The sequence below is a fragment of the Pseudomonas sp. R3-18-08 genome (assembly GCF_003852065.1).
In the GTDB taxonomy this organism is placed as follows: domain Bacteria; phylum Pseudomonadota; class Gammaproteobacteria; order Pseudomonadales; family Pseudomonadaceae; genus Aquipseudomonas.
Window position 1 is genome coordinate 5,675,484 of sequence record NZ_CP027729.1, and the last position, 22,139, is coordinate 5,697,622.

Genomic DNA, 22,139 nt, shown 5'->3' on the forward strand with positions numbered 1-22,139 from the left:
TGTACTAATGCGCCATCAAAAAAAACAATGAGCAAAGCTAGTTTACCGAAAATTTTGATCATATTGTGCTCCGACTCGGCCTTCCGCTCATGGACCTGACCCTGGCTCATCGCCGTCGCGCTCACCGACCTACAAGGCAATGCCCAGACCTTGGGTAACAAATGTAGACTGACATAAGGATGACTTTATGCGAATCGATACGACATCGGACTCACCGAGCTGGACAAAAGTCTTTGAAATCACCGACGAGTTAAATGGCTTGAGCGAGACGCTTGAAAAAAAGTATCCCACGCTCGACTGGGAGCTGGCGGTCTGTATGCGATGCCTGCCGAAGGCCCTAGAACGTAAGACGTTTTGTCGTTACTACGCCAAGGACAAAATGTTCGGTCTCGATATCGCCATGAATGAGGAAGATTTCATTCCGCATAAAAAAAATATGGACGCTCAACGCAAATTAATCGGTGCGGCGTTTATTACTTTTTTTATTGAGAGCATTAAAAAATACGAAAAAAAGCTGCCTAATCTTAATTCGGTTTCAGCGGCGCTGATCGCGGACGTACAGAAATGGTGTGTAGAAAAAGGGTGGACTGCCTGAATGAACGATTTGCCAAGATCGCCTGAATATTGACTGCATAAAAGATGGGCAGCTTTTTAAGACCTCCTAGCCGAGTTTTCTTCCAACGTGTTGCCCCACACCCGATAGGTCGCCTGCCACGTTGTGTCCGTCAGCCTCGGTGAGCAGCTCCGGCAACCCATTCAGGTCGTTGTGGTAGTGACGAATTTTCTGCAGCGGCCCGCTTCCGTCGACTCGGGTCAGGGGCTCGTAACCTTCATCCTGATAAAGGCTCGTCTAACTGTGGTTATGCTCTGCAACACCGCAGCGCGATAAAGGGGACGGATTTAGTCGATGTCTATGCACTAATCAATAAGAGCCGCACCGCCTCACGAGGTAACGCTCACTATAAAATTACCACGCTGCGGCCAAGCCGCTGGGCATCAAACCGAGCAGGTTGAATCCCGTACTTAGAGAAGAGATCTCTGCATGAAAACACTTACAGCCCCCAAGCCAGGCGATCTGTTTTATATCCCGGCCGTCAATGCTTCAGATGAACCAGGGTTTGTGATCGCTCGTTTTATTGAGCTCATTCCTCCGGCGCTTGGGCATTTAATCGAGGTTTTTGCGAAATTCCATACACAAATACCCGAGTCGATTAACGACATAGACACTTCAAAACGCCTATTCCGCCCAATTTTTTGCAGCATGCGTTTTTCAGGCATTCCTCGTTGGAAGATTCTTTTCAGCGATCCAAACTACCAAAAAGCGATCTCCAGATATGACGAGATTCAGTTTGCGTTTGATTCTGAAATTTGGACAGGGGGGGTCAGCAAGCCCGCGAGCGAACGGCAGTTAGCCAACATTGAGCCTTCCATTTGCTGGCGTATGGACCACCTCATTTTCAGGGTGATTGCCCATCTTCGAGGTGCGCTGGCAGAGAATGAGCCGATGGATTATGAGCGCTTGCCCCCCGACTTGCGGGTAGACAGCACCGCTGCATCGGAACGAGTAAACAAAGCTGTCATCAGCGCGCAGGCCTTATTCAAGGCCCACTAAAAATGGGCACCCAACCCAGTCGCATGCCCATTCTTCTTACCCTCCCGCCTCCCTTCGAGAACGGCACCGCTTGATGGGTATCCGCTGGGGGAGACGCGGTTTACCTGGGATGGTCTGCCGTTGTTGCAGGAGCATAAGCACAGTCAGACGAGTCCTTATATTTATCAGGACGAAGGCTACGAGCCCTTGACCCGCGTCAACGGAAGCGGGCCGCTGCAGAAAATTCGCTACTACCACACTATCTGAATGGGCTACCGGAGCAGCTCACCGAGGCCGACGGTCACAACGTCTGGCAGGCGACGTATCGGGTGTGGGGCAATACGCGGGAAGAGGTTCGCGAGCCTCATAACATTGAAGAGCAGAATGTGCGGTTTCAGGGACAGTCCTGGACCGGGAGACAGGGTTGCATTTCAATACGCTTCGGTTCTACGATCTGGAGATAGGCAGAATCAGGACTTCAGACCCGATTAGTTTGCTTTGTGGCATTAATCTGTACCAATACGCACCAAACCCAATTACGTGGGTCGATCCATGGAGCCTATTTAACTGGAACTATAAAAATATGCCTGGAATCGATGGATCGAGAAGCACCATATTATTCCTCAGCCGCTGGCTGATCATCCGGCTCTGAAGAAGGCCGGACCCGACACACACAAAACTTCCAATATCATTTAGTTGCCTGCTGAAAAGGGCGAGCATGATTATCGCACCATTCACAAAGGCTCCATCCGGGTTACAACAAAGCTGTTCGTGCACAACTCGATGAAACATCCAATGCAGGCAAGGCTGGAAAATGGAAAAAAGCCCAGTACGCACAGGCTTTGAAGCAGGTTGTCAGCTCTCAAAGGTCAGGGTTACGCAACGTACGTACCCGGCTGAATAAAAACTCAACTCAGGCAGGTCGCTGCGGAAAATAACATGTACCTATTAGACATAAGTGAAAATCACTCGGAAATTTACTGGTTCAAATACGATCAGAAGATCTCACCAGACCACCTATTATTTATCAGTGGAGAAAAGCAATCATCCATTGCTACTACACCAACTTTTAGAAACAAAAAAAAGGTCAGTAAATCTCGCTTACAGTCTTTCGATCTTCTTCAAAGTGACACACTTGAGTTCGTAAGCGAGGCAATGACCAACGTAATGCGTGAGTTCCAAGAAGATGTTCAGCTTTTTCCGGCTGATGTTTACCTCAAAGAGGTAAAATTAGATGACTATCATGTTTTCAATGTAATTCAAACACTACCTTGTATTGATTTGGATAACTCTCAGTATGGCCCTATGTTCAGTTTTATGCCCGATGGTCCCCTGACATTCACAACTATTCAAAGTCTGCCGCCTACTGCTTTAGGCAATCACCATATCGTCAGAGCTAAGGAAAGTTCCCAACGCGTCTTCGTTTCTGAGCAGTTCAAGCAGAAGTGCGAAGCTTCCCAGCTTAAGGGCCTAAAATTCGTAGACTGTTCCAAAGGTATTCAAGTGTGAGTCGGTCGACCGAGAAAGCTCATACATAAGAGCATGATTCTTAAGGAAAAATTGGCACCCAACCCAGCCGGTGTGCCTTTTTCATACCAACCCGTTCCCTTCAGGTGGTTCTGCCTTTTACGGGTTGACACTATCTTGAGCGACTTGCCCGGCTGAGCGCTACGATGTTGCTTGCCTTGATCTTAAAAGGCCCGCCGGTTTGCAGCTTTTTTGCCGGTGCAGGCGCTGTGGTGCCGTTGCAGGAAAGTGCCTCATGTCCCAGGCCATACACAACTCGCTGGTCAAAACCGGCATCATCACACAACAACAAGTTAGAATGGCGAGGCGGTCCGCCGCTTCATTTGCAAAAAGAAAGGTTGTTTCTAAAGGATCACGGGCTATGGGCATCAATCAAATCATTCTCTCAGAGCAAGACCATAATTTCGGGCAAATAGGCGGAGGAGCGTGGCTTACAGACCTCAACTTGTGGCCGAAAGACCCGCAAACCGGTCAATTGATGCTGCCGGTGATGATGATGACCTCGACGTTCCTGAGCGTCCCATTCATTCCAGACGGAATGGCGCTGACGGTATTCGTCTGCATTGAGCGAAATGACGAAACCTACACACGGTCATCAGTACGCAAGTTGACCGTCCATCAACAAAGCGAAATGGAAAAACTTCAACTTGGCCATAGCTGCGTTCTGCTTCACACGCTGGCGACCTATGAACTCAAGCCGGCTACGTTGATCGACCCGATTCCGCGGACGTATATTGCCCAGCAGTCGCTGACTCCCGAACAAATGGAGGAAGAATTGGAGGATTTGGACTGTGGTGTGGGTATCAGCAAGGTTCTAGGACGACCGGCGTGGTTGCAAGACCCTCTGTATGAAAGCCCTCGCTACTATTTCTTGGCTCAGCTAATCGACGCTGACATCGCAAAAATAAGCCCTAGACACGAAGGAATTTTCGGCGGGGGCATCGGCTATATCTTTGCTGATAATCGAGCAAAAAAGATGAAAGAAGGAGATGTGGGAGGCTATTTCGTCGTGCAAGTTACTTGAGTTAACAAGACATGAAACTATTGGTAGCCTTAGGACGCTTCCTGTAGTCGTACTAATTGCGCTATCAAAAAAACACTGAGCAACGCTCGTTTACCGAAAATCTTGATCATATAGTGCTCCGATTCAGCCTTCAGCTCACGGAGCTGACCCTGGCTCATCAGCCGTCACCTTCACCGACCTGCAAGGCAACGGTCATCCCTAGGGTTCAGTTACGATCCGCTCGGCCAGTTGATTGCCGAACAGAGCTCGGCAGGCAACCTGCAATACCACTACGACGAGTTCGGCAGCCTGATCCAGACCAAACTGCCGAACAGCCGCTGGCTCAATCGCCTGCACTACGACGCCACCGGTCGCATCATCGCCAGCCAGGACAGCCTGCATGGCCAGCGCGAAACCTTCGCCTTCGAAGCCGCCGCCAACCTGCTCGACGGCCCGCAGACCGGCGCCGGGTTGGTGGTGCATAACAAGCTGCTGACCTATCAGTACAGGCGTTATCGGTACGACGCGTTTGGGCGGATGATCGAGAAGCGCAGTGCCAAGCGCGGCGTGCAGTGGTTTGCGTATGACGCTGAAAGCCGATTGGTCGAAGTGCGTAATGACGATGGCAGCGTGGCCAGGAGGACTTATGACCCGCTGGGCCGACGCATCGAGAAGACCGAGCACGGCAATGATGGATATCCGCTGGGGGAAACACGGTTTACCTGGGATGGCTTGCGGCTGTTGCAGGAGCATAAGCACAGTCAGACAAGTCTTATATTTATCAGGGCGAAGGCTACGAGCCCCTGAAGCCTACATCAATAAAGAGATCTGGCGCTCCAAGGACCCCGTACACTTCGCCGAGTCCAACAGGCAGCTTCATTACGCGATGAAGAACGGCCCCGCATTGAAAGCAGCAGTCGAAGCGAAACATCCGGGTATCTCGAAATGGGTTGAGCCGAAGAAAAACGGAAAATTCAGAACAACAGCAATGAAGGGGTCGACCTGGCACCACCATCCTGTGGTAGGCGGTAATCTTCAGTTGGTAAGTCATGAAGACCACAAAAACCGTCATGGCGATTACCACCCTAAAAGCCGCAGTGGGAAACGAGTGGGTGGTCGGAACTTGGGGTGGCGGGTCAGCGTGCAGAAAATAAGGAGTTATTGATGAAGAAGATGCAAGGCATCACCAACCTGTTCAGCACTATCAACTCTGCTACCGATAACGACTGGATTTATACCAACCAGGACATCTGGGAAAATGAACCAGAAAAGGCGGTCTTCTACCTTATTTCCGAGAATGAAATTGATGATCTGGAAGAAGACGAGAAAACTGTCGAAAACTCCGCTGGCGAACTGATCCCCAAGGCCCTGGAAAAAGAAAACGTCGAAACCTGGATAGACGTGCAAACGCTACAAGCCATATTCGACGTTATTCAAAAGAAAGTTAACGCACCGAATGACGCTATGTTAATTCGGGCGATTAATCATTATCGGGAATACGACGATTTTATGGAAATCTGATCCCTGACCCAATAAAAATGGGCACCCAACCCAGTTGGCGTGCCCATTCTTCTTACCCTCCCGCCTCCCTTCGAGAACGGCACCGTTTCTTACGGGTTGACGCTGTCTTTAAGCGACTTGCCCGGCTTGAACGCTACGGTGTTGCTGGCCTTGATCTTCACAGGCTCACCGGTTTGCGGGTTTTTGCCGGTGCGGGCGCCGCGATGGCGTTGCAGGAAAGTGCCGAAGCCGACCAGGGTGACGCTGTCCTTGCGGTGCAGGGCGCCGGTGATTTCTTCGAGAACGGCGTTGAGTACGCGGTTGGCCTGTTCTTTGGTGAGATCGGCTTTTTCAGCGATGGCGGCGCGAGTTCTGGTTTACGCATGAAAGGATGGGGACAGGTCTGTTTAAATTAACAGCACTCAGATGAGTTAAATAAATCCATTCCCTTCGACAACTAGAATACCGAGCATGGCAGCGATGGGTATCCGCTGGGGGAAACGCAGTTTACCTGGAATGGTTTGCGCTTGCTGCAGGAGCATAAGCACAATCAGACGAGTTTTTATATTTATCAGGACGAAGGCTACGAGCCCTTGGCCCGCGTCGACGGAAGCGGCCACTGCAGAAAATTCGCTACGACCACAACGATCTGAATGGGCTGCCAGAGCAGCTTATCGGGGTCGACGGACACAACGTCTGGCAGGCGACCTATCGGGTATAGGGCAACCACAAAGCTACAGTAAGGCTCTACATTGGTATCCAGAAGGGGAGAATCCATATGGACTCAACTAAAAATGCGCGTTGTCAGGTCTGCAATGAGACTTTTGAGTTGGATGCGCAGCAGCAGAAATTTGTCGCTCCACTCGTTGCGAAAGGCCAGAATTTCATAATGATTGAGTGTCCTCCCTGCGGTTCCTCTACCCAGTTCGTCAAAGCAGCCGAGTCTGCAGACGGTTCGGTACAACCCGCGAATTATCGATGCCCTATTTCTCAATGCGCCGGATGGGTAGACCTTGTTGAGGAACCACCTAGATCGTTCTGGGGCTGCGGAGCATGCGGTAGCATTTGGTATGAGGAGAAAAATCTACAAAAGGAAATTACAGGCATTGTTGCTCTATACCGCTATAGAGCCAGCAGTTACAAACAACTGGACGGTAGGTGGGTTTCTGGTGATCTAAGTTCAGAACCAGAAAGTTATGAAGAACTCGTCGAGAAGGAGCTAGCCGACGATCATGATCAGCTGGTAAGGGGGTAAAGGAGCAACGCCGACACACTTAGAATGAACCGTCTTCACCCCACGACAAAAGGTCCCCGTTCCAATCGGCTTGCCATAAATCGCAACAGCCTGAATCTCGAAGTGCTGCGCACCCAGGGCCAGCTCAGCACCCGCAGCGAATACGACCGCAGCGGCCGCCTGCGCTCACGCCAACGGCGCCGCCAACCTGCTCGACGGCCCGCAGGCAGGCGCCGGGTTGGTGGTGCATAACAAGCTGCTGACCTATCAGGACAAGCGTTACCGCTACGACGCGTTTGGGCGGATGGTCGAAAAGCGCAGTGCCGCGCGTGGCGTGCAATACTTCGCCTATGACGCCGAGCATCGCTTAATCGAAATTCGCAGCCAGAACGATGGACGCGAAACGGTCGTGAAAATGGCCTATGACCCACTCGGTCGACGCATCGCTAAAACCGAACATGACAGCAACGATTACCCGTTGGGCGAAGCCCGCTTTGACTGGGAGGGCTTGCGCCTGTTGCAGGAGCACCGGCATAGCCAGACCAGCCTCTATATTTATGAGGAAGGCGGCTATGCACCCGCTGGCCCAGGTGGATGGCGCGGGCGAGCATCAAAGCGTGCGCTATTACCACAACGACCTGAATGGATTGCCTGAGCAACTGACCGAAGCGGACGGGAAAACAGTCTGGCAGGCGCGGTATCAGGTGTGGGGGAATACCGGCCGAAGAAGTGCGCGAAACGTACTTTATCGAAGAGCAGAATTTGCGGTTTCAGGGCCAGTATCTGGATCGAGAGATCCGGGCTGCACTACAACACGTTTCGGTTTTATGATCCAGATGTGGGACGGTTTATGACGCCGGATCCGATTGGGTTATTAGGCGGCATAAACCTATATCAATATTCACCGAATCCCATTAAGTGGATGGATCCACTGGGGTGGGCACCGGCAAAACCGGGTGACATTATTGATTATGAAAAAAGCGCTCCGGGCTTCGAAAAGCATCATGGGATACTCAACGCTTGGTCCAAGCACAATATAAAGGATTACGTATCTCGAAACGGCCAGAAGCCGACCGTAGTGATGACGGTAGATCAACACAACGCGACCAAAGACGTCGCTAAAGACTGGGTTGAGAAAAAAACCGGGAAGCGCGGTTTTAAAGGTTTCGATTGGAAGAAGGTATCGAAATTCGAAATACTCCGACTGTCCAACAAAATGTTTGCGGCCGCCGAAGGCAAAGGCTTCCCAAAGGCCTCACGCCGTTTGTACAACAAGGCAATGAAAAATTACCTGCGTAAAGGATGGGGAAGATGAGTCTGATAAATATCGTTGATTTAATAGAAAAGTCTGACTGCCGGAAGGCTCCCTCCACGGGGCTGCCAAGCCAACCTGTTCCCGATGACTTAGCTGATTTTATCAGCATTACAGCAGCGTAGTTTTCTATCCACAGGCACGTTACAGCTTCATAATTCAGCCACCACCGCTTGAACGTTCCGACCTTGTCGTAATGAACGAGGTTCTGGAAGATCCGGACTCAGCAAACTGGTACGTGCTGGTTAAATGCGAAGATCAGGTGATTTCAATAGACCTGACGCCAGGTCCCCATTTTGGTTATTGCTACGACTCGTTCTGGGACAATTATCCGACAGCCGACGCAAGCACACTGATCGCAAAATCTTTCACCAAACTGGTCGAGAGAATCATTAAGTTCGGTGGTAAAAACCTGTTCTGGATACCAGGCCATACTTGAGTCCAAGCAATACCTGCTTTATGACCAACTTGATCCTGATCCAATGCCGGGAACGAGTAAACAAGGCCGTCATCAGCGCACAGGCCTTATTCAACGCCCACTAAAAATGGGCACTCAACCCAGTCGGCGTGCCCATTCTTCTTACCCTCCCCGCCTCCCTTCGAGAACGGCACCGCTTATGGGTATCCGCTGGGGAGACGCGGTTTACCTGGGATGGTCTGCCGATGTTGCAGGAGCATAAGCACAGTCAGACGAGTCTTTATTTATCAGGACGAAGGCTACGAGTCCCTGGCCCGCGTCGACGCCGGATATAGGGCGTTTTACAACTCCGGATCCGCTTGGGTTAGCAGGAGGGATCAATCTCTATCAATATGGGCCGAACCCGATTGCCTGGGTCGACCCGTGGGGCTGGAAATGCTGGAGCACTGCAAGGAAGGGAGTATGGAAAGCCGCAGCTGCCAAGGCTCTGCCAGGCCAGTACTCAGCTAGAAACCTGGCGCGAATGGCCCGAGGCAAAGCACCCCGGATGAGGGTATAGGTTCGTTATCGTAATACTGTAAGAAGCCGCCTACTAGGACGTGTTGGCACCGCCAAGGAAATCACTGTGTCGATGGAGCTGAATCATCAATACATTCCCCAACGCGCGGGATCAAAAAGTGGCTCAGGAGGACTGGAACTTGACCAAGGCGACGCCTTGGGGACATGAGTCAATGGACAAGTATCGCCATACCGGCTGGGATTTGGTGAGAATCGTGAAAACCATAGGGCAATGGTAGAGAAGCCTTGCCGGAGTAGACATGAGTGAGTTGACTGATTTTCACGTTTTCTGGGGCGCGGCCATGACTGTCGCTGAAAAGAAATCCGCCTCGATGGAAGATGACGGTGCAGAGGATTTTGCTCGCACGCTTTACGAAGAATATGTAACGCAAGGTGCACCAAAAAATAAAAAAAAGTGGCTAACGGAGCGACTGGATAACGAATACCTTTGCTTGAAGGAAAAACCTGTATGGATAGGGGAACCTGCCTGGCTATACCATCAGGGTCAACCTATGGTCTTTTTGCATCAATTCTTAGTTTCACCTACAGCGCAGCACATCAAGGAAAAGATATCCCTCGGTGAGACGGTTTATGTATTTGGCGCAAAACACCTGGTTCAAAGGCCAACAGGAGACATATGGACCGACATCTATCGAATGGCTGTTCAAACTTATGAAGGGCACACCACGGTGGAAATTCTGAAATAACCTGAAGGTTTCAAACAATAAAAATGGGCACCCAACCCAGTTGGCGTGCCCATTCTTCTTAACCTCCCGCCTCCCTTCGAGAACGGCACCGTTTCTTACGGGTTGACGCTGTCTTTGAGCGACTTGCCCGGCCTGAACGCTACGGTTTTGCTGGCCTTGATCTTCACAGGCTCGCCGGTTTGCGGTTTTTTGCCGGTGCCGGCGCCGCGATGGAGTTGCAGGAAAGGGCCGAAGCCGACCAGGGTGACGCCGTCCTTGCGGTGCAGGGCGCCGGTGATTTCTTCGAGAACGACGTTGAGTACACGGTTGGCCTGTTCTCTGGTGAGATCGGCTTTTTCAGCGATGGCGGCGCGAGTTCTGGTTTACGCATGAAAGGATGGGGACAGGTCTGTTTAGTTAAATAAATCCGTTCCCTTCGACAACTAGAATACCGAGCATGGCAGCGATGGGTATCCGCTGGGGGAAACGCAGTTTACCTGGGATGGTTTGCGCTTGCTGCAGGAGCATAAGCACAATCAGACGAGTTATTATATTTATCAGGACGAAGGCTATGAGCCCCTGGCCCGCGTCGACGGAAGCGGCCACTGCAGAAAATTCGCTACGACCACAACGATCTGAATGGGCTGCCAGAGCAGCTTATCGGGGTCGACGGACACAACGTCTGGCAGGCGACGTATCGGGTGTAGGGCAATACGCTGGAAGAGGTGCGCGAGCCTTATTACATTGAAGAGCAGAATCTGCGGTTTCAAGGACAGTACCTGGATCGAGAGTCAGGACTGCATTTCAATACATTCAGGTTTTATGATCCGGATGTGGGGCGGTTTACAACGCCGGATCCGATTAGATTGGCGGGGGAATCAATCTATATGCGTATGCAGCCAATCCGTACGGCTGGATCGATCCGCTGGGCTGGAGTTGTACGTCATCCATAACCAACATATTGGACGCCTGAAAAAACAGGGCTATCAAGACCATCACATATTGAGCGATAAGCACGCCAGTACGAAGAACCACCCGCGGCTTAAATTGACTGGGTTTGACTTACAAAGTCGGCAAAACAAAATATCCCCAACAAACCACATGCCTTGACTGATGGAAGTCGTTCGATACATCAAGGCCGCCACGCAGCTAGGGTCAACCAAAACCTTGGAAGCAAAATGGACCAAGTGCATAAGATTGGCAGACGTGAAAACTGGAATCAGGCCCAATATCGCAAAGCGCTAGATAAATCGTATCCGATGAGCGTAAATTACTCCGCTCCGGCGAGAGGCAATTGAATAAAAATGCGCGTCCGGGCGCGCCTTACAATTAGGAACTTCGAAATGATTTTAAGCTGGAAAGCGCCTATTTATCACAACGAAAAATTGCTGGGTTCATACGACGCCGAGAGCGGCTCCTATGAGACGGCAGGGTCGAATTTTGATTATTTGTCGCTACTATCGGGAAAAACTTTCCCTGTCGACATGGATAGTCCCAAAATATTTTTCCTATGCTCAAAGAAAAAACTAACGACTTACGACTGCTTATGGTTGTTGGGTGACATACCCTTGGTGAGCCAGCGGTTAGCGCATTTCCTCGCACAGAAAGCCGACGCTCATATTCAGTTATTGAAACCCATAAGCATTACTGCCAACGGAGAAGAAGTGACTGAGGATTATTACATCGTCAATGCTGCTCAAACGATAAGCGCTGTTGATCAGAGTAATTCGGTAGCGGAACTCTCCGACAGTGGCTCGATACTCTATTTTAATGAAATCTGGTTTCATGATACTGCCTCAGGAATGGGAGAGATTGCACGCGAGCGGGACTCTGGGGATCTTTTGATTTCTCGGGAGCTGGCTGACGCCATGATAGAAAACAAGTTCAAAGGCGACAAAGGCCTAGGCTTCTACATCGCTAACCGATCCTTCACACCTTATAAAGATCAGGCATGATGGAGCGCTCCAGGCAGCCTACACCCCACATCGACCATCAGGTATTCGGCGACTTCTAGCGCGACCGCCTCCACTGCGAAGCGCTGCGCACCCAGGGCCAGCTCAGCACCCGCAGCGGCCACCTGGGCCTTGCCAGCCAGCCCTAACAAGGACTAAAAACGCTCAACGTGGAACTTGGCGGCGGCAAAACTTTTCCACTGGCAAAATAGGAAACTTTTATGAAGGACTTTTTGCTTTCATTACTCAATGAATATAAAGAAAAATATGCTGAGCTCATATCGCACGTAGAAAATACACATGCCAAGAAGCAATGGGGCACGGGCATTATGCCCTCATATAGTCCAGCGCCCTACGTCTGTGAACTTCAAGGATGCAGCCCTGGCCGTTTGCTTAAAAAAAATGCAAAACCAGCCAATAATAAACAACGCTACTTTGTAGACGGCCATGAAAAAATAATAGGCGAAATACAATACGCCAAATATGTGAATTTTAAAAATCAATGGATTGTATACAGAAGATTTTTTCTAAACGCGCCAGACAGCATTATAGAATTAAATTTCGGTAGCGCTTTAGAAGAAAACACAGACGCCAAACTAGACTCAGTGGCCATAAATACACTCGAAAGCGGCCACACCACAGCGCGTTATAATTTGCTCAACACTGGCGAATACTTCGAAACGTTTTATAAATACGACGCTGACAAAATTATTTCAATTACTGAAAATATATGGCGAGAAACTTTTACTACCAGGACTTACGAAATACAGCACCCGGAAGGCGCACTCGCCATCTACGAAGTTCTGCCAGACAACAGCAAAGTATCTATATATCCAGAGGATTGATTCCTTCTGGGGGAGAGCGTGACTCTTTACCAGAAAAATGGGCACCCAACCCAGTTGGCGTGCCCATTCTTCTTAACCTCCCGCCTCCCTTCGAGAACGGCACCGCTTTTTACGGGTTGACGCTGTCTTTGAGCGACTTGCCCGGCTTGAACGCTACGGTGTTGCTGGCCTTGATCTTCACAGGCTCACCGGTTTGCAGGTTTTTGCCGGTGCGGGCGCCGCTATGGCGTTGCAGGAAAGTGCCGAAGCCGACCAGGGTAACGCTGTCCTTGCGGTGCAGGGCGCCGGTGATTTCTTCGAGAACGACGTTGAGTAGGCGGTTGGCCTGTTCTTTGGTGAGATCGGCTTTTTCAGCGATGGCGGCGCGAGTTCTGGTTTACGCATGAAAGGATGGGGACAGGTCTGTTTAAATTAACAGCACTCAGATGAATTAAATAAATCCGTTCCCTTCGACAACTAGAAAACCGAGCATGGCAGCGATGGGTATCCGCTGGGGGAAACGCAGTTTACCTGGGATGGTTTGCGCTTGCTGCAGGAGCATAAGCACAATCAGACGAGTTATTATATTTATCAGGACGAAGGCTATGAGCCCCTGGCCCGCGTCGACGGAAGCGGCCACTGCAGAAAATTCGCTACGACCACAACGATCTGAATGGGCTGCCAGAGCAGCTTATCGTGGTCGACGGACACAACGTCTGGCAGGCGACGTATCGGGTGTAGGGCAATACGCTGGAAGAGGTGCGCGAGCCTTATTACATTGAAGAGCAGAATCTGCGGTTTCAGGGACAGTACCTGGACCGGGAGACGGGGCTGCATTTCAATACGTTCAGGTTTTATGATCCGGATGTGGGGCGGTTTACGACGCCGGATCCGATTGGGTTGGATGGAGAGCTCAATCTCTACCAATACGCACCAAATCCGATTGCATGGATAGACCCATGGGGGTGGAAAACCTGCGGCGCTGCAAACGGAAACTCCAAACAAAATAACAAGATGAACCACGTCTATGTCATTCGTAATAAAACGACAGGCCAAGTATACAAGTACGGTATCAGCGGTGGGAAAATATCAAAAAGCGGGAAGTCTTATCGAGCCCAGTCTCAAGTACGCTGGCTCAACAGGAGAGGCCCTGATAAGTACGAGTCCGCCATAATCAGAAAAAATGTCACAAGGTCCAAGGCTCTTAAAGTAGAACAAGGTAGAGTCAATGGCTACTCAGTGGCCGCGCAAAGAGCCGGTCAAACTCCTTCGTTTCCAAAAGTCGGGATTAACCCTGTGGGCAACTCACTGCCGAACGCGACGAGATAGAAATTCTAATGAGCAAATATCTGACAACACTGGAAATCATGCCCTCCACGGAACGTTTACAAGCTCACCGCGTTCGGGAGGCTGCTGTACTTTATATTTATCTGCTTACCACCAAGTGCAAGCTGCCTACTGGTGGAGTTGCCAAAGTGATTCTTCAGCAAGCGCCAGTGGAAGCAGAGCAAACACTCACAAATATTTGCACCTACTCTCATCCGTTCAAGCACTTACAGAGCCTCCCTGCTGACGCGACAGACGCCGCTATCCGTCAGTCCTTAATCGACGATATCAATGAAACGCTCATTTCACTAGCGACCCTCAAGGGTTGGGATACCGATCCAATACATAAACTTCATGCAGAGATCGTCAAACGTGACTATCAGTTTTCAGGCACGTCAGGGCGTCCACTGAAAAACCCGTCTAAAACGCTCACCGCGTCGGCAGCCTGGAGCACGGATCGATACATCAATATCGGCGTGCAGGTCCAAGGCTTCAAAAGCATCCCCCACGAGTTTTTCACTGCTACACGCATCGGCATCTCCCTTGGCCTTTTCGAATCGCTTTTAGGCGCTGTTGAATGGGTAAACGACCAAACTATCCGTCTTTACCAAACAAACAAGCGCGACTATTGGGAAATTGATACAAGCTCTCGAGAGGTGATATTCCACTATCCCAGAGCTGAGTCCGGTGACGCCCATGGTCAATTTGATTTGGCAAAGATGTACGTTGATGGGTGGATAGTCGAACAAGATTTTGAAAAGGCCCGAGAGTGGCTGGAGCGCGCCGCAGCTCAAGGCTTCTCCCGGGCAATCAAGCTTTTGCAGCGTATGAATGACGGCGACGAGAACATTGCCGATCCTGTGATGAACAGCAAAAAATAGGTAAGGGGGGAGCAGCACTACATAAATCCGATCCTTACCTCCCGGTTATCTGTGGGTTGTCACTTATGCCCTGGGCTTCGCCTACAACACCCTCGGCCAACTGCTGGCCGAACAAAGCTCAGCCAGCAATCGCAACACCACTGCGATGAACTCGGCAACCTGACCCAGACTCAACCGCCCGACGGCCCGCAGGCAGGCGCCGGGTTGGTGGTGCATAACAAGCTGCTGACCTATCAGGACAAGCGTTACCGCTATGACGCGTTTGGGCGGATGATTGAAAAACGCAGTGCCAAGCGCGGCGTGCAGCGCTTTGCATATGACGCTGAAAGCCGATTGGTCGAAGTACGTAATGACGATGGCAGCATCGTCAGGATGACGTATGACCCGCTGGGGCGGAGGGTTGAGAAAACCGAGCATGGCAGCGATGGGTAACCGCTGGGGGAGACGCGGTTTACCTGGGATGGTTTGCGGTTGCTGCAGGAGCATAAGCACAGTCAGACGAGTCTTTATATTTATCAGGACGAAGGCTACGAGCCTCTGGCTCGCGTCGACGGCAGCGGGCCGCTGCAGAAAATTCGCTATTACCACAACGGCCTGAACGGCCTGCCAGAGCAGCTCACCGAGGCCGACGTACACAACGTCTGGCAGGCGACCTATCGGGTGTGGGGCAATACGCTGGAGGAAGTGCGCGAGCCTTATTACATTGAAGAGCAGAATCTGCGGTTTCAGGGACAGTACCTGGACCGGGAGACGGGACTACATTTCAGTACGTTCCGGTTTTATGATCCGGATGTGGGGCGGTTTACGACGCCGGATCCGATTGGATTAATGGGAGGATTGAACCTCTATCAGTACGCACCAAATCCGCTGACTTGGATTGACCCACGGGGATGGGCTTGCAAAAGTGCAGTCAGCGGTAATAAAGGCCGAACCAAGGCGATTCATGACCTGAAGCGGAATGGGCTCAAGGTCGTCTCCGAAGAAGTCACCATGAAGGTAAATGGGAAACGAATCCGGGCTGACTTCGTAGCTAAAGACCGCCACGGAAAACTGCATGTATTTGAAGTAAAGCATGGCACCGGGAAGTTGACCCCCAACCAAACCGACTCCAAGGTATTCGACATGACTAAGCCGGCCAACACCACGCAGCACTTGGGAGGAGGCACGATCAAGCCCTCCGCCGGTACGAAGGGATCGTTCACGGTTGATACCAAAGGAAAACCGGGCGTACCGCTGAGTGGAAAAGGCACACCGCACCAAGCTACCTTCAATCTTCTAATCTATAAGTGAATACCATGAGCCTAGAAGTTCGTAAAAATGTCGAAGTGGAGTTACTGGCAACACTAAAGCAAATAACGTCTCCTCACTTGAACCTGAAGGCAGGCAAAAACAAACTTGGCCTGCATTTAGCAAAGGAAAAGCTTGGAGAGATTTACGTCCAACATCTGACCAAAGCAGATGGCTACTATGCGGGGATGGAAATTTATGCATGTGAGGCATTCAGCTTCTGTAAAACCCAGTCCCCTCCCTATCAAAGCCGTCTGCTGAACACATCATTTTTGTCGAAGAGTTCCTTGTCCGAAGAAACAAAGCAGTTCGGCGACGAGTTGGGAGGCATCATTAGCTCCCCGTCGCCTCAGGACATAAGTGCAACAGTCAAAAAAATAAGTGAGCGGTTGGAAGTCCTTTTTTTATCAAAGGCGCAGAACTGCATTCTTGGCACACCTGCATTAATTGATGATGTACTGAGCGAAACTGACAACTACGCATTCCCATTTCTAACGATTCTATTTGCTGCGCACAAAAACAATCTGAGCTTAGATTCGGACCTACTCAAAAAAGCTTTCGCAACTAAATCCATTTTTGGGAACAAGCAGTTCGATCTGGCGTTAGCGAGTAAATTTTTAAGTTCGGACGGTAAATAGTCGCAGCGGAAAAGGGGGACGGGTTTATTTAATCAAAGCGACATCCTTACAGTTAAATAAATCCGTCCCCTTTATCGCCTGACAACCTGATCGGCAAGCTCGATCAACAACCCACCGCGCAACACCGCCAACTGCTGCACTACGACGCCACCGGCCGCATCATCGCCAGCCAGGACAGCCTCCATGGCCAGCGCGAAACCTTCGCCTACGACGCCGCCGCCAACCTGCTCGACGGCCCGCAGGCAGGCGCCGGGTTGGTGGTGCATAACAAGCTGCTGACCTATCAGGACAAGCGTTACCGCTATGACGCGTTTGGGCGGATGATCGAAAAACGCAGTGCCAAGCGCGGCGTGCAGCGCTTTGCGTATGACGCTGAAAGCCGATTGGTTGAAGTGCGTAATGACGATGGCAGCGTCGTCAGGATGACGTATGACCCGCTGGGGCGCAGGGTTGAGAAAACCGAGCATGGCAGCGATGGGTATCCGCTGGGGGAGACGCGGTTTACCTGGGATGGTTTGCGGTTGCTGCAGGAGCATAAGCACAGTCAGACGAGTCTGTATGTTTACCAGGACGAAGGCTACGAGCCCCTGGCCCGCGTCGACGGAAGCGGGCCGCTGCAGAAAATTCGCTATTACCACAACGACCTGAACGGCCTGCCGGAGCAGCTCACCGAGGCCGACGGACACAACGTCTGGCAGGCGACCTATCGGGTGTGGGGCAATACGCTGGAGGAAGTGCGCGAGCCTTATTACATTGAAGAGCAGAATCTGCGGTTTCAGGGACAGTACCTGGACCGGGAGACGGGGCTGCATTTTAATACGTTCAGGTTTTATGATCCGGATGTGGGGCGGTTTACGACGCCGGATCCGATTGGGCTAAGGGGGGGAATTAACCTCTATGCATATGCAAAAAACCCAATCGAGTGGGTAGATCCTCTTGGGCTGACTTGCACCAAGGCCTTTAACAAAAGACAAACTATTTCTAAAAGATGGGTAAGCAAGCTTTCCGGTAAAACGCCTGATCAAGTTGAAGCGGCGCTGCTGAAAAAAGGCTTTACCAAAAGCGTCACAAACTTGAATACCAATAAGATCCAACACACTCAATTTACTAGGATTACGAAGTCTGGACAGAACAAAGATGTTCTGGATTACCATCCGGGTGGCGGCGTCCACCAAGCCAGCTACTGGAAGGTTTACCGAAATGGGGAGGTCCAAGGACGTATTGCTCCCAAAGAATTTGTAAAATACGAAAAAATTGTCGACAGTCCCGTGTATGTAGACGGCGCATTGATGAACGCACCGAAATAGAGGTAGCTATGGAATTGACCCACGTAATAGTGCCAAAAACTTCTATCGGTGGAGTGACCATCGGAGAAAATATTAGTGAGGTACAAGCACGTTTATCAGACAGATATAAAACCGAAAATGGCGCTCACTCTTTCACGATAGAAAACGGTTTAATCACGGCTTATCACGGTGCTGACGGCGTTATTTCTGCCCTCTCGTGCAATGCGGATTTCAAGGGTGATTTTGAGAATAAGCTATGGCCAGGAATGACGGTAGCCGATGTCCTACAGCACTCCAGGGAGCAAGTGGCTTGGTCAGGATTTGTACAAATAGATCAGATCAGCGGTGTAGGCCTCGCGTTGCCTGAAGAATACGATGATTTTGATACCTTGACCGATCATCTCGATCTCGACTTTGTATTCAACGAGCTCTGGGTCTACGTCTTTTAAAATTCTGCTCAACTGATAGTCACTAAAAATGGGCACCCAACCCAGTTGGCGTGCCCATTCTTCTTGCCCTCCCCGCCTCCCTTCGAGAACGGTGCCGCCTATTACGGGTTTACGCTGTCTTTGAGCGACTTGCCCGGCTTGAACGCTACGGTGTTGCTGGCCTTGATCTTCACAGGCTCACCGGTTTGCGGGTTTTTGCCGGTGCGGGCGCCGCGATGGCGTTGCAGGAAAGTGCCGAAGCCGACCAGGGTGACGCTGTCCTTGCGGTGCAGGGCGCCGGTGATTTCTTCGAGAACGGCGTTGAGTACGCGGTTGGCCTGTTCTTTGGTGAGATCGGCTTTTTCAGCGATGGCGGCTGCGAGATCTGGTTTACGCATATATGAAGCCTCTTTGACGGTTTTTTGTTGTTATGTCCGTGCTGCTCTCTGGTGGAGCAGCGCCAAGGCGCCGCAGGCTCTACTCTGCGGCAGACGGGAGTGAGGATGGCATGCCCTCGCACGCTCCGCCAGTCTCGCCGCGACCTTTCTATGGGTAAGAAGGGGCTGATTCCGACAGAACGACCAGCATTTACGCCAGCAGCGGCGGAAGTTCCTTGTTCAATGCCAGTTTTTCCATAACGGCGGTACCGGTCAGCGCATAGCCCAGCAGGCGACCGCTGGCGTCGCGGCACAGGGCCTTGATGTCGGCGCCCTCGCCTTCAACACTCCACACGCCTTCGCTGCCGCGTGGAGGCGGTGAGACCACCAGCGGGCAGACCGGGGTTTTCACGGTGATCGGCATCGGCCCGTAGCTGACGGCCGTGGCGTTGCCTGCCAGGGTCTGGGCCAAGGCGCGGGCGCAACTCATCAAGGGCATGACGTACAGCAGATTCAAGCCATCGACTTCGGCGCAGTCGCCCAAGGCGTAGATATTGGCGTGAGAGGTCTTGAGGTGACGGTCCACCATGATGCCCCGGTTGACTTGCAGGCCGGCCGCCGCCGCCAGGTCTATGCGCGGGCGCAGGCCGATGGCGGACACCACCAGGTCGCACTGGATCACTTCACCGTCGGACAAATGGGCTTCGAGGCCGTCAGCGCTGCGCAGCAGGCGGTTGAGCACGGGCCCCAGGTGGAAACGCGCACCAAGCCCTTCCAGCCCGGCTTGCACCGCAGCCGCCGCCGCCGGATGCAGCAGGGTCGGCATAACCTGTTCGCACGGCGCGACCAGATCGACTTCATAGCCGCCAAGGATCAGGTCGTTGGCAAATTCACAGCCGATCAGGCCGGCGCCGAGCAGCAGCACGCGGCGTTTGCCGGCAGCGGCGGCGCGAAAGCGGGCGTAGTCTTCGAGATCATTGATCGGGAAAACCAGCTCGGCGCCGTCACCCTCCACGGGTACGCGGACAGTCTCTGCGCCCCACGCCAGGATCAGGTCACGATAGGCCACCGATTCCTCGCCGATCCACAGGCGCTTGTGGCCTGGGTCAATGCCGCTGATACGGGTGTGGGTACGCACCTCAGCCTTGAGTTGCTCGGCCATGGCGCCAGGTTCAGCCATGCTCAGGCCATCGGCTTCCTTGTTCTTGCCAAACCCGGTGGAAAGCATAGGCTTGGAGTAGGAGCGCCCGTCATCTGCGGTGATCAGCAGCAATGGGGTGTCGCCGTCGAGCTTGCGAAACTCCCGAGCTACGTTGTAACCGGCCAATCCTGTGCCGATGATCACGACAGGTGCGTTCATTCCTTTCTCCTTGTAGTACGGTTCGTAAACTTCGAATTAGCCGATTTCGATCATTTCGAAATCCATCTTGCCCACGCCGCAGTCCGGGCACAGCCAATCTTCCGGGACGTCCTGCCACAGGGTGCCCGGCGCGATTCCGTCATCCGGCCAACCATCCGCTTCGTTGTAAATCAGGCCACAGACGATACATTGCCACTTCTTCATTACTTGCTTCCTCAGGGTCCAGGCATCTTGGCCGACGGTCGATAAACCTGCGCTGCCGCTCGGCTCAGGGCGTTTTGTACTGATCGCGGCCGGCAGATGCAAGCACGATCAGCGCAAACGGCCGGTTCGGCGCGGCAAAAGTTCAGGTCGTCATGGTAAGCTCGCCGCCTCTTTTGCTGCCAATATTGACTCGCCGTGCCGCACTCAATCGCCCCTTCCGATGCTTGCCGATGGCTGCCCCAGAGCCTGCTGAGCCCAATGCCTGCGCCCCTGACCCTCGATTGGCTGTTCGATGAAGGCTCGCTGACGCGGCGGCTGACGGGGCTGTCCGAGAACGGCTTCAGCGTGACGCCGCTGCTCGAGGGCTGGCAAACGTTGCGCGACGATGAATGCGCGGCGCTGGACCTGCCCCCGGCGACTATCGGCTGGGTACGCGAGGTGTATTTGCGCGGGCATGGCCAACCTTGGGTATTTGCCCGCAGTGTCGCGTCGCGCGACGCGTTGCAGGGCGACGGCTTGCATATGGATGAGTTGGGCAGCCGGTCGCTGGGCGAGTTGTTGTTCTGCGACCGCGCCTTTACCCGCCAGCCGATCGAGGTGTGCCATTACCCAAGGCCATGGCTACCCACGGCGGAACAGGCCAACGGGCTGTGGGCACGCCGCTCGCGCTTCGATCGCGGCTCGCTGAGCGTGCTGGTGGCGGAAGTTTTCCTGCCCAGTTTCTGGCAGGTGCTGCATGACCATCCGGAGAACCGCTGATGTACCAACGTGCACTCAAATCCTTGAATCGCCTGAACCCCAGGGCCTGGGATTTCATTCAGCTGACGCGCATGGACAAGCCTATCGGCATCTACCTGCTGCTGTGGCCGACGCTATGGGCGCTGTGGATCGCCGGCAAGGGCTCGCCGTCGCTGCTCAATATCCTGATTTTCGTGCTGGGCGTGGTGCTGACCCGTGCCGGTGGCTGTGTGATCAATGACTGGGCCGACCGCAAGGTCGACGGCCATGTGAAACGCACCGAGCAACGTCCGCTGGTCAGCGGCAGGATCAGTTCGAAAGAGGCGTTGGTGTTTTTTGCGCTGTTGATGGGCGTCAGCTTCCTGCTGGTGCTGCTGACCAACGCCAGCACCATCCTGCTGTCCCTCGGTGGGCTGGCGCTGGCGGCGAGCTATCCGTTCATGAAGCGCTACACCTATTACCCGCAGGTGGTATTGGGCGCGGCGTTTTCATGGGGCATGCCGATGGCGTTCACGGCCGAGACCGGCCACCTGCCAGCCGAGGCGTGGCTGCTGTACATCGCCAACCTATTGTGGACGGTGGGTTACGACACCTATTACGCGATGACCGACCGCGACGACGACGTGAAGATCGGGGTGAAATCCACCGCGATTCTGTTTGGTGATGCTGACCGTGTGATCATTCTCACCCTGCAGGGCCTGGCGCTGGTGTGCCTGTTGCTCGCGGGGGCTCGGTTCGAGCTGGGCGGCTGGTTCCACCTCGGGCTGCTGGCGGCGGCGGGCTGTTTTGCCTGGGAATTCTGGTACACCCGGGACAGGGATCGCATGAAGTGCTTCAAGGCCTTCTTGCACAACCATTGGGCGGGGTTGGCGATTTTCGTGGGGATTGTGGCTGACTACGGGTTGCGATGAGAGGATTGCGGTGACTGTTCTGACGCTATCGGGGGCAAGCCCCCTCCCACATTTGAAAGCGTTTACAAATCAATTGTGGGAGGGGGCTTGCCCCCGAT

At 52.7% G+C, this 22,139-nt stretch carries 18 protein-coding genes and 13 pseudogenes; 24 read left to right on the plus strand and 7 right to left on the minus strand.

Annotated features, from left to right (window positions below; genetic code table 11):
* Window positions 1-187: 187 nt before the first annotated feature.
* On the plus strand, window positions 188-595 hold the full coding sequence (locus C4J92_RS26215) for a hypothetical protein (protein WP_124405675.1): 408 nt from the start codon (window positions 188-190) through the stop codon (window positions 593-595).
* A 77-nt stretch (window positions 596-672) separates the two neighbouring features.
* On the opposite strand, the pseudogene C4J92_RS27590 reads toward C4J92_RS26215, so the two are convergent.
* Window positions 673-844, minus strand: a pseudogene (locus tag C4J92_RS27590) (RHS domain-containing protein); the annotation flags it as partial.
* A 198-nt stretch (window positions 845-1,042) separates the two neighbouring features.
* On the opposite strand from C4J92_RS27590, the gene C4J92_RS26225 reads away from it, so the two are divergent.
* The 6 genes and pseudogenes from C4J92_RS26225 to C4J92_RS26260 all read left to right on the plus strand — a co-directional run bounded on the left by C4J92_RS26225 (window position 1,043) and on the right by C4J92_RS26260 (window position 5,642).
* A complete protein-coding gene (locus C4J92_RS26225; RefSeq protein ID WP_124405676.1) occupies window positions 1,043-1,612 on the plus strand; it encodes an Imm26 family immunity protein in 570 nt (189 codons plus the stop codon).
* A gap of 72 nt (window positions 1,613-1,684) precedes the next feature.
* Window positions 1,685-2,153: pseudogene (locus C4J92_RS26230) on the plus strand (RHS repeat-associated core domain-containing protein); the annotation flags it as partial.
* Window positions 2,154-2,530: 377 nt separating this feature from the next.
* The gene (locus C4J92_RS26240; RefSeq protein ID WP_124405677.1) at window positions 2,531-3,100 is read left to right on the plus strand and encodes an imm11 family protein; all 570 of its coding nucleotides are present in this window, start codon (window positions 2,531-2,533) and stop codon (window positions 3,098-3,100) included.
* A gap of 253 nt (window positions 3,101-3,353) precedes the next feature.
* Complete coding sequence (locus C4J92_RS26245) at window positions 3,354-4,142, plus strand: hypothetical protein (protein WP_177413191.1); 789 nt, start codon at window positions 3,354-3,356, stop codon at window positions 4,140-4,142.
* A gap of 157 nt (window positions 4,143-4,299) precedes the next feature.
* Window positions 4,300-4,927 (plus strand): annotated as a pseudogene (locus tag C4J92_RS26250) (RHS repeat domain-containing protein); the annotation flags it as partial.
* A 358-nt stretch (window positions 4,928-5,285) separates the two neighbouring features.
* Complete coding sequence (locus C4J92_RS26260) at window positions 5,286-5,642, plus strand: hypothetical protein (protein WP_124405678.1); 357 nt, start codon at window positions 5,286-5,288, stop codon at window positions 5,640-5,642.
* Window positions 5,643-5,731: 89 nt separating this feature from the next.
* On the opposite strand, the pseudogene C4J92_RS26265 reads toward C4J92_RS26260, so the two are convergent.
* A pseudogene (locus C4J92_RS26265) lies at window positions 5,732-6,006 on the minus strand (HU family DNA-binding protein).
* Between the two features lie 79 nt (window positions 6,007-6,085).
* Here C4J92_RS26265 and C4J92_RS26270 point away from each other — a divergent pair.
* From C4J92_RS26270 to C4J92_RS26300, 6 genes and pseudogenes are all read left to right on the plus strand, one after another.
* Window positions 6,086-6,339 (plus strand): annotated as a pseudogene (locus C4J92_RS26270) (hypothetical protein); the annotation flags it as partial.
* 60 nt (window positions 6,340-6,399) lie between these two features.
* A complete protein-coding gene (locus C4J92_RS26275; RefSeq protein WP_124405679.1) occupies window positions 6,400-6,876 on the plus strand; it encodes a hypothetical protein in 477 nt (158 codons plus the stop codon).
* 81 nt (window positions 6,877-6,957) lie between these two features.
* Window positions 6,958-8,170 (plus strand): annotated as a pseudogene (locus C4J92_RS27320) (RHS repeat-associated core domain-containing protein); the annotation flags it as partial.
* Window positions 8,171-8,363: 193 nt separating this feature from the next.
* The gene (locus C4J92_RS26290) at window positions 8,364-8,606 is read left to right on the plus strand and encodes a hypothetical protein (RefSeq protein ID WP_124405680.1); all 243 of its coding nucleotides are present in this window, start codon (window positions 8,364-8,366) and stop codon (window positions 8,604-8,606) included.
* A 191-nt stretch (window positions 8,607-8,797) separates the two neighbouring features.
* A pseudogene (locus tag C4J92_RS27595) lies at window positions 8,798-9,030 on the plus strand (RHS repeat-associated core domain-containing protein); the annotation flags it as partial.
* Between the two features lie 373 nt (window positions 9,031-9,403).
* Entirely contained in the window at window positions 9,404-9,850 is a 447-nt protein-coding gene (locus C4J92_RS26300; protein WP_124405681.1) for a hypothetical protein, read from the plus strand.
* A 95-nt stretch (window positions 9,851-9,945) separates the two neighbouring features.
* Here C4J92_RS26300 and C4J92_RS26305 read toward each other — a convergent pair.
* Window positions 9,946-10,220: pseudogene (locus C4J92_RS26305) on the minus strand (HU family DNA-binding protein).
* Window positions 10,221-10,279: 59 nt separating this feature from the next.
* Here C4J92_RS26305 and C4J92_RS27070 point away from each other — a divergent pair.
* The 3 genes and pseudogenes from C4J92_RS27070 to C4J92_RS26330 all read left to right on the plus strand — a co-directional run.
* Window positions 10,280-10,769: pseudogene (locus tag C4J92_RS27070) on the plus strand (RHS repeat-associated core domain-containing protein); the annotation flags it as partial.
* 403 nt (window positions 10,770-11,172) lie between these two features.
* On the plus strand, window positions 11,173-11,784 hold the full coding sequence (locus C4J92_RS26325; protein WP_124405682.1) for an imm11 family protein: 612 nt from the start codon (window positions 11,173-11,175) through the stop codon (window positions 11,782-11,784).
* Between the two features lie 218 nt (window positions 11,785-12,002).
* Window positions 12,003-12,626, plus strand: a complete 624-nt coding sequence (locus C4J92_RS26330) for a hypothetical protein (RefSeq protein WP_124405683.1) — start codon at window positions 12,003-12,005, stop codon at window positions 12,624-12,626.
* Between the two features lie 109 nt (window positions 12,627-12,735).
* On the opposite strand, the pseudogene C4J92_RS26335 reads toward C4J92_RS26330, so the two are convergent.
* Window positions 12,736-13,010, minus strand: a pseudogene (locus tag C4J92_RS26335) (HU family DNA-binding protein).
* Window positions 13,011-13,086: 76 nt separating this feature from the next.
* Between C4J92_RS26335 and C4J92_RS26340 the strand changes: the two are divergent.
* The 6 genes and pseudogenes from C4J92_RS26340 to C4J92_RS26370 all read left to right on the plus strand — a co-directional run.
* Window positions 13,087-13,934, plus strand: a pseudogene (locus tag C4J92_RS26340) (RHS repeat-associated core domain-containing protein); the annotation flags it as partial.
* A gap of 8 nt (window positions 13,935-13,942) precedes the next feature.
* Window positions 13,943-14,812: a tetratricopeptide repeat protein gene (locus tag C4J92_RS26345; RefSeq protein WP_124405684.1), complete on the plus strand. Its 870-nt coding sequence runs from the start codon at window positions 13,943-13,945 to the stop codon at window positions 14,810-14,812.
* 105 nt (window positions 14,813-14,917) lie between these two features.
* A pseudogene (locus C4J92_RS26355) lies at window positions 14,918-16,102 on the plus strand (RHS repeat domain-containing protein); the annotation flags it as partial.
* A gap of 5 nt (window positions 16,103-16,107) precedes the next feature.
* Entirely contained in the window at window positions 16,108-16,737 is a 630-nt protein-coding gene (locus C4J92_RS26360) for a hypothetical protein (protein WP_124405687.1), read from the plus strand.
* 80 nt (window positions 16,738-16,817) lie between these two features.
* Window positions 16,818-18,044, plus strand: a pseudogene (locus tag C4J92_RS26365) (RHS repeat domain-containing protein); the annotation flags it as partial.
* A gap of 8 nt (window positions 18,045-18,052) precedes the next feature.
* Window positions 18,053-18,472, plus strand: a complete 420-nt coding sequence (locus tag C4J92_RS26370; RefSeq protein WP_124405688.1) for a hypothetical protein — start codon at window positions 18,053-18,055, stop codon at window positions 18,470-18,472.
* Window positions 18,473-18,573: 101 nt separating this feature from the next.
* Here the strand turns inward: C4J92_RS26370 and C4J92_RS26375 are convergent, their stop codons facing one another.
* From C4J92_RS26375 to C4J92_RS26385, 3 genes are all read right to left on the minus strand, one after another.
* Window positions 18,574-18,849: an HU family DNA-binding protein gene (locus C4J92_RS26375; RefSeq protein ID WP_003195589.1), complete on the minus strand. Its 276-nt coding sequence runs from the start codon at window positions 18,847-18,849 to the stop codon at window positions 18,574-18,576.
* Between the two features lie 190 nt (window positions 18,850-19,039).
* A complete protein-coding gene (locus C4J92_RS26380; protein ID WP_124405689.1) occupies window positions 19,040-20,188 on the minus strand; it encodes an NAD(P)/FAD-dependent oxidoreductase in 1,149 nt (382 codons plus the stop codon).
* Between the two features lie 36 nt (window positions 20,189-20,224).
* Complete coding sequence (locus C4J92_RS26385; RefSeq protein WP_002555879.1) at window positions 20,225-20,392, minus strand: rubredoxin; 168 nt, start codon at window positions 20,390-20,392, stop codon at window positions 20,225-20,227.
* 195 nt (window positions 20,393-20,587) lie between these two features.
* Here C4J92_RS26385 and C4J92_RS26390 point away from each other — a divergent pair, with 195 nt between their 5' ends.
* Window positions 20,588-21,151, plus strand: coding sequence for a chorismate lyase (locus tag C4J92_RS26390; RefSeq protein ID WP_124405690.1), 564 nt, complete (start codon window positions 20,588-20,590; stop codon window positions 21,149-21,151).
* Window positions 21,151-22,041, plus strand: a complete 891-nt coding sequence (gene ubiA / locus C4J92_RS26395; RefSeq protein ID WP_124405691.1) for a 4-hydroxybenzoate octaprenyltransferase — start codon at window positions 21,151-21,153, stop codon at window positions 22,039-22,041. Before C4J92_RS26390 ends, ubiA begins: the two co-directional genes overlap by 1 nt.
* Window positions 22,042-22,139 lie beyond the last annotated feature (98 nt).